The organism is Martelella sp. UBA3392, assembly GCF_002358775.1.
GTDB lineage: Bacteria > Pseudomonadota > Alphaproteobacteria > Rhizobiales > Rhizobiaceae > Martelella > Martelella mediterranea.
The window spans coordinates 22,830-35,602 of the sequence record NZ_DEPM01000016.1 but is presented as its reverse complement, the minus strand read 5'-3'; the positions used below and the strand labels follow the sequence as shown (position 1 = coordinate 35,602).

The 12,773-nt window shown below is 62.8% G+C and carries 16 protein-coding genes; 9 read left to right on the top strand and 7 right to left on the bottom strand.

Annotation, left to right across the window (positions count from 1 at the left end; translation table 11 throughout):
• Positions 1-91 precede the first annotated feature (91 nt).
• Positions 92-523 carry a tripartite tricarboxylate transporter TctB family protein gene (locus tag B4E36_RS01450; protein ID WP_292053753.1) on the top strand — a complete coding sequence of 144 codons (432 nt, stop codon included), beginning with the start codon at positions 92-94 and terminating at the stop codon, positions 521-523.
• 10 nt (positions 524-533) lie between these two features.
• Positions 534-2,057: a tripartite tricarboxylate transporter permease gene (locus B4E36_RS01445; RefSeq protein ID WP_292053750.1), complete on the top strand. Its 1,524-nt coding sequence runs from the start codon at positions 534-536 to the stop codon at positions 2,055-2,057.
• Between the two features lie 15 nt (positions 2,058-2,072).
• Here the strand turns inward: B4E36_RS01445 and coaA are convergent, their stop codons facing one another.
• The 3 genes from coaA to hisF are packed head-to-tail and all read right to left on the bottom strand — an operon-like array spanning position 2,073 to position 4,184.
• The gene (coaA, locus tag B4E36_RS01440; RefSeq protein WP_292053746.1) at positions 2,073-3,065 is read right to left on the bottom strand and encodes a type I pantothenate kinase; all 993 of its coding nucleotides are present in this window, start codon (positions 3,063-3,065) and stop codon (positions 2,073-2,075) included.
• Positions 3,062-3,385, bottom strand: coding sequence for a phosphoribosyl-ATP diphosphatase (locus B4E36_RS01435; protein ID WP_292053743.1), 324 nt, complete (start codon positions 3,383-3,385; stop codon positions 3,062-3,064). The genes coaA and B4E36_RS01435 overlap by 4 nt, the downstream gene beginning before the upstream one ends.
• Positions 3,386-3,401: 16 nt before the next feature.
• Positions 3,402-4,184, bottom strand: coding sequence for an imidazole glycerol phosphate synthase subunit HisF (hisF, locus tag B4E36_RS01430; protein WP_345899886.1), 783 nt, complete (start codon positions 4,182-4,184; stop codon positions 3,402-3,404).
• A gap of 94 nt (positions 4,185-4,278) precedes the next feature.
• Here hisF and B4E36_RS01425 point away from each other — a divergent pair, with 94 nt between their 5' ends.
• Positions 4,279-5,019: a DUF3800 domain-containing protein gene (locus tag B4E36_RS01425; protein ID WP_292053738.1), complete on the top strand. Its 741-nt coding sequence runs from the start codon at positions 4,279-4,281 to the stop codon at positions 5,017-5,019.
• 146 nt (positions 5,020-5,165) lie between these two features.
• Here B4E36_RS01425 and hisA read toward each other — a convergent pair whose 3' ends face one another.
• Genes hisA through hisB form a run of 3 tightly spaced genes read right to left on the bottom strand, consistent with a single transcriptional unit; the run spans position 5,166 to position 7,218 of the window.
• A complete protein-coding gene (gene hisA, locus B4E36_RS01420) occupies positions 5,166-5,894 on the bottom strand; it encodes a 1-(5-phosphoribosyl)-5-[(5-phosphoribosylamino)methylideneamino]imidazole-4-carboxamide isomerase (RefSeq protein ID WP_292053734.1) in 729 nt (242 codons plus the stop codon).
• Positions 5,895-5,929: 35 nt separating this feature from the next.
• On the bottom strand, positions 5,930-6,586 hold the full coding sequence (gene hisH / locus B4E36_RS01415; protein WP_292053729.1) for an imidazole glycerol phosphate synthase subunit HisH: 657 nt from the start codon (positions 6,584-6,586) through the stop codon (positions 5,930-5,932).
• A gap of 23 nt (positions 6,587-6,609) precedes the next feature.
• On the bottom strand, positions 6,610-7,218 hold the full coding sequence (hisB, locus tag B4E36_RS01410) for an imidazoleglycerol-phosphate dehydratase HisB (protein ID WP_292053726.1): 609 nt from the start codon (positions 7,216-7,218) through the stop codon (positions 6,610-6,612).
• A gap of 141 nt (positions 7,219-7,359) precedes the next feature.
• On the opposite strand from hisB, the gene B4E36_RS01405 reads away from it, so the two are divergent.
• From B4E36_RS01405 to hslU, 5 genes are all read left to right on the top strand, one after another.
• The gene (locus B4E36_RS01405) at positions 7,360-7,839 is read left to right on the top strand and encodes a DMT family transporter (protein ID WP_292053901.1); all 480 of its coding nucleotides are present in this window, start codon (positions 7,360-7,362) and stop codon (positions 7,837-7,839) included.
• Positions 7,836-8,264 (top strand): DMT family transporter, encoded by a 429-nt coding sequence (locus B4E36_RS01400; protein WP_018064897.1) that lies wholly within the window; start codon positions 7,836-7,838, stop codon positions 8,262-8,264. The genes B4E36_RS01405 and B4E36_RS01400 overlap by 4 nt, the downstream gene beginning before the upstream one ends.
• Before the next feature lie 82 nt (positions 8,265-8,346).
• Positions 8,347-8,907: an ATP-dependent protease subunit HslV gene (gene hslV / locus B4E36_RS01395; RefSeq protein ID WP_026173492.1), complete on the top strand. Its 561-nt coding sequence runs from the start codon at positions 8,347-8,349 to the stop codon at positions 8,905-8,907.
• A complete protein-coding gene (locus tag B4E36_RS01390; protein WP_292053721.1) occupies positions 8,897-9,400 on the top strand; it encodes a GNAT family N-acetyltransferase in 504 nt (167 codons plus the stop codon). The genes hslV and B4E36_RS01390 overlap by 11 nt, the downstream gene beginning before the upstream one ends.
• 13 nt (positions 9,401-9,413) lie before the next feature.
• Positions 9,414-10,715, top strand: coding sequence for an ATP-dependent protease ATPase subunit HslU (hslU, locus tag B4E36_RS01385; RefSeq protein ID WP_018064894.1), 1,302 nt, complete (start codon positions 9,414-9,416; stop codon positions 10,713-10,715).
• Positions 10,716-10,744: 29 nt separating this feature from the next.
• Here hslU and B4E36_RS01380 read toward each other — a convergent pair whose 3' ends face one another.
• Positions 10,745-11,374 carry a class I SAM-dependent methyltransferase gene (locus tag B4E36_RS01380; protein WP_292053717.1) on the bottom strand — a complete coding sequence of 210 codons (630 nt, stop codon included), beginning with the start codon at positions 11,372-11,374 and terminating at the stop codon, positions 10,745-10,747.
• A gap of 138 nt (positions 11,375-11,512) precedes the next feature.
• Here B4E36_RS01380 and B4E36_RS01375 point away from each other — a divergent pair, with 138 nt between their 5' ends.
• Complete coding sequence (locus B4E36_RS01375; protein WP_292053714.1) at positions 11,513-12,574, top strand: aldo/keto reductase; 1,062 nt, start codon at positions 11,513-11,515, stop codon at positions 12,572-12,574.
• Positions 12,575-12,773 lie beyond the last annotated feature (199 nt).

Genomic DNA, 12,773 nt, shown 5'->3' with positions numbered 1-12,773 from the left:
CTCGGGCCGCAGGGCACGGCGGACAGGATCGCCAAGAACGCGATGTTCTACAAGACCTATCTCGGCAAGTGACGCGGGAAGGTCCGGCAGCATGCAGTTTGAACGTCTGATCGGGGGAGCCGCCATCATCTTCGGCGGTTTCCTTCTCTTCTACCTGATCCCCGATCAGGTCACCGCCAGCGCCGGGCCGATCGACCCGTCGCTGTTTCCAAGGATCGCGGCCTGGCTGTTCATCCTGCTCGGCGCGGTGCAGCTCGTCATGAAGCCGCGCGAGGCGGCCGGGTTCGACGGCTATGAGTTCATCCGTCTCGTCGGTCTCACCCTCGCCGTGCTTGTGGCGGCGCTCGCCATGCCGCGGATCGGCTTCCTGCCGTCGGCGGTGGCGCTGATGGCGGTGATCTGCGCCTTCATGTTCGAGCGGCGCTATGCCTGGCTTGCGGCAACCATCGCCGCCGTGCCGGTCGGCACATGGTTCGTCTTCGTCATCGTCATGGGCCGTCCGCTGCCCGCAATCCCGTTCTGAGAGCGCTCTGATGCCTGATTTTGCAACGATCATCGGCGGGCTGACGGATGCGCTCACGCTCACCAACCTTCTGTATATCATCTTCGGCGTCGCCGTCGGCCAGATCGTCGGCGCGATTCCCGGCATGACGCTGCTGATGGCGCTCGCGATTGCGATCCCGCTTACCTATACGCTCGACACGCTAACGGCGCTGGCCTTCCTGATTTCGGTCAACAAGGGCGGCACGGTCGGCGGCGCGATCCCGGCAATCCTGATCAACACGCCCGGCACGCCGGAATCGGCGGCGACCGCGCTGGACGGGCATCCGATGGCCAAGAAGGGCCGGCCGATGAAAGCGATGAAATATTCGCTTTATTACTCTGTCTTCGGCGACATTTCGAGCGACCTCGTGCTGATCACCATTTCCGCGCCGCTGGCGCTGGTGGCGCTCCGCATGGGGCCGATCGAGATCACCGCGCTGATGATCCTCGCCTTCACCGTGATCACCGGCCTTGTCGGCAATTCGATGGTGAAGGGGCTGATGGCGGCGGCGCTCGGGTTTCTTTTCGCCTCGGTCGGTATCGATCCGGGACTGGGCACGCCGCGCTTCACTTTCGGCTCGCTCGATCTCTATGACGGCCTGCCGCTGACGGCGATGTCGATCGGGCTGCTTGCCGTTTCCGAGATCTTCCGTCAGATCGCCGCGACCACGCGGGCGACCAGCACGGCCTCGCCGATCCGGGTGCGCTCCGATGATCCGGAGGACAGGGGCGTCACCCTTACCGAACTACTGGCCAACAAATATGTGGCGATCCGCGCCTTCGTGATCGGCACCGTGATCGGCGCGATCCCGGGGCTCGGGTCCGCGACGGCGGGATTTCTGTCCTATTCCGTCACCAAACAGGCGGCGAAGGACCCGGAAAGCTTCGGCAAGGGCGATCCGCGCGGCATCGCGGCGTCGGAAGCCGCCAATTCGGCGGTGGTCGGGGCCAATCTGATACCGCTTCTGACGCTCGGCATTCCGGGCAATATCGCCGCCGCCCTTCTGGTCAGCGCCTTCATTATTCACGGTGTCCAGCCTGGCCCGCTCCTGTTCGAGGAACAGGGACGGCTGATCTACGGCCTGTTCGGGGCGATGCTGATTGCCAATTTCTGCAATCTCGGCGTCGGCCAGGTCGGCATGCGGATCTGGTCGCTGGCGATCGCCGCGCCCAATTCGGTGGTCTATCCGGCGGCGCTGCTGCTCTGCATCACCGGGGCCTATGTGACCGCCGGTTCGATGTTCGGCGTCTACATCATGCTCGCCTTCGGCGTTCTCGGCTATTTCATGCAGCGTTTCGGCTTTTCGGTGGTTGCCTTCATCATCGGCTATGTGCTGACGCCGGAGCTGGAATCGAAGATGGTGCAGTCGATCCTGATCAGCCGCGGCGACCCGATGGTCGTGTTCCAGCACCCGATCGCGCTCGTGCTGCTGGCGCTCTCGGTGGTTTCGATCGTCTATCTGGGGCCGCGCAAGAGGAAGCCCAGGCCGGAGCCGGAGCCGGTCGAGGACTGACCGGCCGGGTCGCGCTCAGAGCTTTCTCAGCGCGACCGTTTCCACCAGATGATCGCGGCCCTTGCGCAGGATCAGATCGGCGCGCGGGCGGGTCGGCAGGATGTTTTCGATGAGGTTTTTCATGTTGATGTTGTTCCAGAGATCCTCCGCCGTCGACATCGCGTCCTCCTCGGTCAGCAGCGCATAGCGATGGAAATAGGAGGCCGGGTCGCGGAAGGCGGTCTGGCGCAGCTTCATGAAGCGCTCGACATACCAGTGGTGGATGAGGTCGGTGCTGGCGTCGATATAGATCGAGAAGTCGAAGAAATCCGATACCATCGGCACCATCCGGCCACCGGCCGGCAGATCGCGGGCCTGCAGCACATTGATGCCCTCGAAGATCAGGATATCGGGACGGTCGACGGTGACGAAATCGCCGGGCAGCACGTCGTAGCTCAGATGCGAATAGAGCGGCGCCTTCACATTCGGCATGCCGGCCTTGATCGCCGAGAGGAAGCGCAGGATCGCGGCGGTGTCGAAGCTTTCGGGAAAGCCCTTGCGCCGCATCAGCCCTTCCATCTCCAAGACGGCATTTGGATAGAGAAAGCCGTCGGTGGTGACGAGATCGACCTTGGGGCTCGAGGGCCATCGGGCGAGGAGCTGTTTCAGCAGGCGCGCCGTGGTTGACTTGCCGACCGCAACGGGGCCGGCGACGCCGATGATGAAGGGGGTCTTGGCGTCCGCCTCGCCGAAATTGAGGAACCGGCCGCGCTGGCGGAACAGCATCTGCGAGGATTCGACATGGCTCGACAGCAACCGCGACAGCGACAGGTAGATGCGCCGCACCTCTTCCAGCTCGATCGGGTCGTTCAGCGAACGCAGCTTGCGCACCTCCTCGGCCGTCAGCGTTAGCGGCGTATCGGCGCGGAAATGCGACCATTCCTCGGCGGTAAAGAAGCGATAGGGCGAGACCGTTGTGCCGGAACCATCACCGTCCGCGACAAGCGTTTCCTCGAAACCGGCGATCATGACGACGTGCGTCCCGCCTTCTCGGCGAGGCCGGACTGACCTGTCCGCCGGGCAAGCTCATCCATGACGTCGGAGAGCGGGATGTCGGCGATCTTCAAAACCACGAGAAGATGGAACAGCAGGTCGGCGCTTTCCTCGACAAGGTTCTCGCGGTCTTCGGCGATGGCCGCGATCACCGCTTCGACGGCTTCCTCGCCCAGCTTCTTGGCGGCCTTGCGCTGTCCGCCGGCAACCAGTTTGGCGGTCCAGCTTTCCTCGGGCGAAGCCGCGGCGCGGGTACTGACAATTGCCTCCAGATCGGCAAGCGTGAATTCTGACATGTCCTCTCCTTTGCCGTCAGTCGAGCCTGACGGCAATCCCGCTGTCAGCCATATACTGTTTCGCCTCGCCTATGGAATAGGTGCCGAAGTGAAAAATTGACGCAGCCAGAACGGCGGTGGCGTGGCCGTCGCGGATGCCTTCCACCAGATGATCGAGCGTGCCGACGCCGCCCGACGCGATCACCGGCACGGAAACCGCATCGGCGAGCGTGCGGGTCAGTTCGATGTCGTAGCCCGCCTTGGTGCCGTCGCGATCCATCGAGGTCAGCATGATTTCGCCCGCGCCGAGATCAACGACCTTCTTCGCAAATTTCACCGCATCGATGCCGGTCGGCTGGCGGCCGCCATGGGTGAAGATTTCCCAGGCGCTGTCGCCTTCGCCCGCCGGCGTCTCGCGCCGCTTGGCATCGATCGACACCACGATGCACTGATTGCCGAACTTGTCGGCGGCTTCCGCCACGAAATCCGGGTTCTTCACCGCCGCCGAATTGATCGACACCTTGTCGGCCCCGCAAAGCAGCAGCTTGCGGATATCGGCCACCGTGCGCACCCCGCCGCCGACGGTGAGCGGCATGAAGCAATGCTCGGCGGTGCGGGTCACAACGTCGAAAATGGTCTCGCGATTGTCGGAGGTCGCGGTGATATCGAGGAAGCAGAGCTCATCGGCACCAGCCGCATCATAAGCCTGCGCCGCCTCCACCGGATCGCCGGCATCAATCAGATCGACAAAGTTGACCCCCTTGACGACCCGACCGTCCTTGACGTCGAGACAGGGTATGACGCGGGCTTTGAGGGTCATCGCCGGTACCTTTACAAGAGTAAGCGCCTGAGGCTTGCTGGCAGTTCAGAATTGAGAATGGTTTGTAGGACGTTGAAGCGGAAAGGGCAATAAATTGCAGTTCAGCGATTACATTGTTTATGTCGATGAAAGCGGCGATCACAATCTCAGCGTCATTTCACCGAATTACCCGGTTTTCTTGCTGGCTTTCTGCGTTTTTGAGAAGGCCTCCTATATCGAAGCCACCGTGCCGGCGTTTCAGCGGCTCAAGTTCAAATGGTTTGGCCATGATGCCGTGGTATTTCACGAGCGCGAGATGCGGCAGCAGAAACCGCCTTTCGCGTTCCTTCAGAATCGAGATCGCAGAGATGCCTTCATGACTGATCTGAACGAGGTTATTGATCAGGCCGAATTTACCGTCATTGCGGCCGCTATTGATAAAACGCGACTGAAAAGCAGGTACGAGAGCCCCGGCAACCCTTACGAAATCGCCCTGAAGTTCTGTCTGGAGCGCCTTTATCGCCTGATGATTGACCGTCACTCAGAGAATGACTTAACCCATTGTGTTTTCGAGAAACGAGGAAAAAAGGAGGACGCAGAGCTGGAACTTGAATTTCGCAGAATATGCGACCGGTCGAATTATCACGGCGATGCCATGGATTGCTTTGATATTCGCTTTGTCGAGAAAACCGCAAATTCCTCTGGCCTTCAGATCTCCGATCTGATTGCCCGACCGATCGGGTTGCACGAACTGCGGCCAGAGCAGCAAAACAGGGCTTTTGATATTATCGAGCGTAAATTTCGCACAGGCGAAGAGGGAAGGTATCGCGGATATGGCCTCAAGAGCTTCCCCTGAAAAAGCGAAAGGCCCCGGAGCAACCTCCAGAGCCAGACGCCGACTGGGAACATCCCCCGGTCCACTTGACCTTAATATGAGGTCGCGGGGGCGAATTGTCAAGAACAGCGTTTGCATTCAACAGTTTAGCGCGTAACTGATTCGTTTCATTGGCCTTTCAGCAGCGCCAGTGCCTCCGCCGGATCGATCCGGCCATCATAGAGCGCGCGGCCGGAGATGGCGCCTTCGAGGATCTGGGCGTCCGGCTTTGTCATCCGGGCGATGTCGTCCATCGAGGCGAGACCGCCGGAGGCGATGACGGGGATTTCGACGGCGGCGGCCAGCGCCAGCGTTGAATCCCAGTTGATGCCGGTCAGGATGCCGTCGCGGTCGATATCGGTGTAGATGATCGCGGCGACGCCCGCGCCCTCGAAGCGCCTGGCAAGCTCCACCACCTCAAGCTCGGAGGCTTCCGCCCAGCCTTCCACCGCCACCTTGCCGCCGCGCGCATCGATGCCGACGGCGATTTTGCCGGGAAACGCCTTGCAGGCGGCCTTCACCAGTTCCGGATCGCGCACCGCCACGGTGCCGAGAATGACGCGGGCAAGACCCTTCGACAGCCAGTTCTCGATATGCTCCAGCGAGCGGATACCGCCACCGAGCTGTACCGGGTTCTTGGTCGCTTTCAGGATCGCGTCGACCGCCGCGCCATTCACGCTCTCGCCGGCAAACGCGCCGTTCAGATCGACCACGTGCAGCCACGAAAACCCCTGATCCTCGAACGCTTTCGCCTGTGCGCCCGGATCGGGATTGTAAATCGTCGCCTGCTCCATATCGCCAAGCTTGAGGCGCACGCACTGGCCGTCTTTCAGGTCGATTGCGGGGAAAAGGATCATCTGGTTTCGGTCTTTCGAATTGGTGCGGGGCAGCCTCAGGGCGCCCACGTCAGAAAATTGGTAATCAGCTTGAGGCCGAGGGTCTGGCTCTTTTCCGGGTGGAACTGGCTGCCGGCCTTGTTGCCGTCGGCGACGAAGGCGGTGACGGGGCCGCCGTAATCGGTGGTGGCGATCACCTGTTCCGGCCTCTTTGCGGCAAGGTGGTAGGAGTGGACGAAATAGGCGTGGAGGCCGTCCTCGCCGGTTTCGATGCCGTCGAACAGCGGATGCGGGGTCATCAGCGTCAGCGTGTTCCAGCCGATCTGCGGGATCTTGAGGTCCGGATCGGCGGGCGTGATCGGGACGACATCGCCGGCGATCCAGCCGAAGCCTTCCGAGGTGGTCTTCTCCAGCCCGCGCTCGGACATCAGCTGCATGCCGACGCAGATGCCGAGGAAGGGGCGGGCTTTCGCCTCCACCGCCTCGCGGATCGCCTCGACCATGCCGTCAACGGCGGCAAGGCCGGCGCGGCAATCGGCATAGGCGCCGACGCCGGGCAGCACGATGCGGTCGGCGTTTGCCACTACCTCGGCCTTGTCGGTCAGCACGATTTCCGCATCCGCGCCGCTCTCGCGGGCGGCGCGCTCGAACGCCTTGGTGGCCGAGCGCAGGTTTCCCGAACCATAGTCGATGATCGCGACTGTCTGGGTCATGGTTTCATTCCGGTGTTATGGCCTCAGGCCAGCATGCCCTTGGTGGACGGCACGCGGCCTTCCTGACGGGGATCGATCTCGGCGGCCGCGCGCAAGGCCCGCGCCACCGCCTTGAAACAGGTCTCGGCGATGTGGTGGCTGTTGGCGCCGTAATGATTGAGCACATGCAGCGTGATGCCGGCATTCTGGGCGAGCGCGTGGAAGAATTCGCGCATCAGCTCGGTATCGAAGGTGCCGATCTTCTCGCTCGGGAAGGCGACGTTCCACACCAGGAAGGGCCGGCCGGAAAGGTCGAGCGCCGCCTTGGTCATGGTCTCGTCCATGGCGAGGTCGATCGAGGCGTATCGGGTCACGCCGGCGCGATTGCCGAGCGCCTTTGCCAGCGCCTGGCCGATGGCGATGCCGACATCCTCCACGGTGTGGTGATCGTCGACATGCAGATCGCCCTTGGCCTCGATCGTCATGTCGATCAGCGAATGGCGGGAAAGCTGGTCGAGCATATGGTCGAAGAAGCCGATCCCGGTCGCAATCCGCGCTTCGCCGGTACCGTCAATATTGACGGTCACGGAAACGGCGGTTTCATTGGTCTTGCGCGCGATTTCCGCGCGGCGGGCTTCGGTCTGAGCGGCCATAATGCCTGATGCCTCCATCGAAACGGGATGATGCGCGTTTCTTATCAGGCGGAGTCTTGAAGCGCAAAAGAAAAGCGGGCGTGTTTCTTGCGCGCCCATTCTCGGCTAAGGGAGGAGCAATTGTCATTGAAAGCCCTGCCGATGCCTGCCGCCCAACGCCCCGCTTTGCTTTATTTCATCGCCGCCTTCGCCTCCGGCTGCGTGCTGGCCATGATGACCCATCTGAACGCGGTCATGAGCTTTTACAGCAATGCGATGTTCGCCTCCTGGACGGCCCATGCCACCGGCACGGTGGTGTCGATCGCGCTTCTCGGGCTTCTCGGCCTCAGGAAGCGTGCAGGCGCGGTGGAGGCGAAGCCTTCGATCCCCTGGTGGGCCTATCTCGGCGGCGTGTTCGGCGCGGCAACCGTGGTGTGCGCGGCACTCGCCGTCAACTCGCCGCTGGCGCTCTCCGGCACGATTGCGATCGGACTTGCCAGCCAGGTGCTGTTTTCGCTGGCCGCGGATTACTGGGGCTTTTTCGGCCTGCCGGCGCGCAGGCTCGACCGGCGCGATCTGGTCGTGGTGGCGCTGATTCTGGCCGGCGGCCTGCTGGTCATCATGGCGGGGGCCACGGCATGATCGCGGCGATCATCTATGCTATCGTCACCGGCGTTCTGGTGATCCTCAGCCGGCAGGTCAACGGGCGCCTCAGCCTCTCCACCTCGCCGATGACGTCGTCCTTCTACAACCATCTGGTCGGGTTCATCGTCATGAGCGCGGTACTGCTTGCGCTCGGCGGCCTGTGGCCATCATCGCTTGCCGATATCCCGCCCTATGCCTGGCTCGGCGGACCGCTTGGCGTCATCTTCGTCGCCGCCGGCTCCTGGGTGATCCCGAAGATCGGCGCGGTCAACACGGCGGTGCTGATCATCGGCGGCCAGATGATCGCCGGCGCGGCGATGGATATGGCGGAGGGGGTGACGGCCTCGCCGGTGCTGCGGTTCTCCGGCCTCGCGCTTATTCTGGCCGGCATTCTTCTGGCGCAGGCCCGTCCGAGAGCCTGAGCGGATTGCAAATGTGGCATGGCTGCCTACATAGGGAGCCGGAAAGGCCCGTCCCGATGGGCCGCAAGTGAGGTTTTTGATCATGAGCGAACACAATCCCTTCGGCACCATGCATGCCACCACCATCATCACCGTGCGCAAGGACGGCAAGGTGGTGATGGCCGGCGACGGCCAGGTCTCGCTCGGCCAGACGGTGATGAAGGGCAATGCCCGCAAGGTTCGCCGCATCGGCAAGAACGGCAATGTGATCGCCGGTTTTGCCGGCGCCACCGCCGATGCCTTCACCCTGCTGGAACGGCTGGAGCGCAAGCTGGAGCAATATCCCGACCAGTTGATGCGCGCCTGCGTCGAGCTTGCCAAGGACTGGCGCACCGACAAGTATCTGCGCAATCTGGAAGCGATGATGCTGGTCGCCGACAAGGACATCACGCTTGCCGTCACCGGCAATGGCGATGTGCTGGAACCCGAACAGGGCGTAATGGCGATCGGTTCCGGCGGCAATTACGCGCTTTCGGCGGCGCTTGCCCTGATGGACGGCGACAAGTCCGCCGAAGACGTCGCCCGCCGGGCCATGGAAATCGCCTCGCAGATCTGTGTCTATACCAATGGCAACATCATCGTGGAAACGCTGGATGCCGCATAGTGACGGCGTCATAGGCTTCCGCCCGCTTGCCGAGGATGATCTCGACATGATGGCCCGCTGGCTTGCGGAGCCGCATGTTGCCGCGTGGTGGCACCGTGCGGAAAGACAGGTCGAGCAAATGCGGTCCCATATCGACGACCCCACGGTCTCGCCCTTCGTCGTGCTGCTGGATGACGTGCCGTTCGGCTATATCCAGCTTTGCGATCTCGATCATGAACGCGACAACGAGCCGGCGCTCGAGGGCCAGCCCATGGGCACGTTCGGCATCGACCAGTTCATCGGCCCCGCCGACAAGATCGGCAAGGGCCTTGGGACACGGCTGGTTTCGGCCATGGCGGAGCGGGCATTGAATGACGGCGCAAGCCGCGTGCTCGTCGATCCGCATCCAGATAACGCGGCGGCGATCCGCGCTTACGAGAAGGCCGGCTTCGTCCGGCTTGGAACTTTCAGCATGACAAGCGGTCCGGCGCTGCTGATGGCCCGCGATCCTTGAGGAGCAGTGACAGATGACCAATTTTTCCCCCCGCGAGATCGTTTCCGAGCTCGACCGCCACATCATCGGCCAGCACGACGCCAAGCGCGCCGTTGCGATTGCGCTTCGCAACCGCTGGCGCCGCCAGCAGCTTCCCGATGATTTGCGCGACGAGGTGATGCCGAAGAACATCCTGATGATCGGGCCGACCGGCGTCGGCAAGACCGAGATTTCGCGACGGCTTGCCAAACTCGCCGGCGCGCCCTTCATCAAGATCGAGGCCACCAAGTTCACCGAGGTCGGCTATGTCGGCCGCGATGTCGAGCAGATCATCCGCGACCTCGTCGAAATCGGCCTCGTTCTGGTGCGCGAGAAGAAGCGCCAGGAAGTGCAGGCCAAGGCCCATGCCAATGCCGAGGAACGCGTGCTCGACGCGCTGGTCGGCAAGACCGCCTCGCCCGCCACCCGTGACTCGTTCCGTAAAAAACTGCGCTCCGGCGAACTCGATGACAAGGAAATCGACATCGAGATCAACGATACCGGCTCCGGCATGGGAGGCTTCGAAATCCCGGGCATGCCCGGCGCGAATATCGGCGTGCTGAACCTTTCCGAAATGTTCGGCAAGCAACAGAAGACCAAGAAGGTTCGCACCACTGTCAAGGCTTCCCATGACGACCTGGTCCGCGACGAGTCTGACAAGCTGCTCGATGACGAGGTCATTCAGCGCGAGGCCGTGCGCCTTGTGCAGGAAGACGGCATCGTGTTCCTCGACGAGATCGACAAGATCGCCGCCGGCGATGGCCGCATGGGTGCGGGCGTCTCCCGCGAGGGCGTGCAGCGCGACCTCTTGCCGCTGGTGGAAGGCACGACGGTTGCCACCAAATACGGCCCGATCAAGACCGACCATATCCTGTTCATCGCGTCCGGCGCGTTCCACGTCTCCAAGCCCTCCGACCTCCTGCCGGAGCTTCAGGGCCGCCTGCCGATCCGCGTCGAACTGCAGGCGCTGACCAAGGAGGATTTCCGCCGCATCCTGACGGAAACCGAGGCCAGCCTGATCCGCCAGTACAAGGCGCTGATGGAAACCGAGGAAGTCTCGCTCGACTTCACCGAGGACGCGATCGATTCGCTCGCCGATGTCGCGGTGCACCTCAACGCCACCGTCGAAAACATCGGCGCGCGCCGGCTGCAGACGGTGATGGAGCGGGTGCTGGACGAAATCTCCTTCACCGCCCCCGACCAGTCCGGTCAGGCGCTGACCATCGACAGCGACTATGTCCGCAAGCATGTCGGCGACATGGCCCAGGACACCGACCTGTCGCGGTATATTCTGTAAGGCCGCGCCGTGCGGAAGGGATGGCCGGGCTATCCCTTCCGCGCGATCACGAACGCCGCCTTCATCTTGGCGGGACGCCATTCCTCGACGATCGAAAACCCGGCCTGTCGCATCTCTTCCACCAGCGTGGCCTGCGAAAACACGCCGACATAGGGCGCCTTGCCGAACAGACGCATGACCGGCAGGATCGGGCGCAGGAAGCCAAGACCGTCGGCAATGCAGGCGGTCGAGGAGATGAACAGCCCGCCCGGCTTCAGCATGGCGTGAACCTTGGCAAGCACCGCCCGCCGGTTTTTAAGAAGATGCAGGATGGAGTGGGCCATCACGGCGTCATAGGGTCCGCCATCGATGTCCTCGACATCGCCCGCGCGGAACGCGACATTGGTGATGCCGGCCTTCTCCGCCTTTTCTCGGGCGATCGCGATCATGTTTTCCGAGATGTCATAGGCATCGATGCGGGCCACGGCCGGGGCGTGGTGAAGCGCGGTTGTGCCCGTGCCGCAGCCGAACTCCATAACCGTCATCTCCGGTGTGAACAGCGCGCCGGTCCGCTCCAGCTTGATCCGGTAGGTTTCCTCATCGGCAACCTTCTGCGCCGCATATTTTTCGGCGGATTTGTCCCAGAAACGGGTATCCCTGTCTTTCGCTGGTGTCTGCATCGCTCGTCGTCCTGTTTTCGGGGCGTAGGGTCGCTTGCCTGAAATCGGGTTGCGTTCGACCGTCTCGCTGCCTAGGCTGGCCCATGGCAGCGCGGCCAGACGCGGTGCACCCCGCCTTTATACACTCGGAGGAACATCATGGAATATCGCCAGCTCGGCCGTTCGGGCCTGAAAATCTCGACCATCACCATGGGCACCATGACCTTTGGCGGGGTCGGTTGGGCGAAGACGGTGGGCGATCTCGGCGCCGACGACGCAAGACGTCTCGTCGACATCTGCATCGACGCCGGCGTCAATCTGATGGATACGGCCGATGCCTATTCGCAAGGCGTGTGCGAGGAAATCATCGGCGACATCATGGACAAGCCGCGCCGCGACAAGATGATGATCGCGACCAAGGCGCGCTTCGCCATGGGCGACGGGCCGAACGATGCCGGCCTTTCCCGCCACCACCTGATCGCCGCCTGCGAGGCCAGCCTGAAACGCCTGAAGACCGATGTCATCGACCTCTACCAGGTCCATGAATGGGACGGGTTGACCCCGCTGGAGGAAACCATGGAGGCGCTCGACACGCTGGTGCGCCATGGCAAGGTTCGCTATGTCGGCTGCTCGAATTTCTCCGGCTGGCATATCATGAAGGCGCTCGGCATAGCCGAACGCGAGCACCGCCAGCGCTTCGTCAGCCAGCAGATTCACTACACGCTCGAAAGCCGCGACGCCGAAAACGAGCTGGTGCCGATCAGTATTGACCAGGGCCTCGGCATTCTGGTCTGGAGCCCGATCGCCGGCGGACTTCTGTCCGGCAAGCATCGCCGCAACCAGAAGGCCCCCGAAGGCACCCGCCAGTTCGCCGGCTGGACCGAGCCGCCGATCCGCGACGAGGAGCGGCTCTGGACCATCATCGACACGCTGGTGGAAATCGCCGATGCTCGCGGCGTTTCGGCGGCCCAGGTGGCGCTGGCCTGGACGCTGGGGCGCAGGGGCGTGACCTCGGTGATCATCGGCGGGCGCACGGAAGAACAGTTCCGCGACAACCTCGCCTCCGCCGACCTGAAGCTCACCGACGAGGAACGCGGCCGCCTCGACGCCGTCAGCCAGCCCTGGCTGCAATACCCCTACTGGCACCAGCGCAATTCGGCCAGCGAACGCCTCGGCGAAGCCGATCTGGCGCTGATCGCGCCTTATCTGGAAGGGAAGTAAGGCTGGACATAACCGCATAGCCCCCGGCCAATCTCCCCCTTTTGAGGGGAGGGCTATCGCATATGGCGTAGCAGCTTGCTCCCAATACTCTCTCCCGCTGGCGGGAGAGATGCCCCGAAAGGGGCAGTGAGGGTGGGGCAGTGCTTCAGATCGTGAGGGCGCTCGCGGTGATAGGCTCCCCCTCACTGTCGCTGTCGCG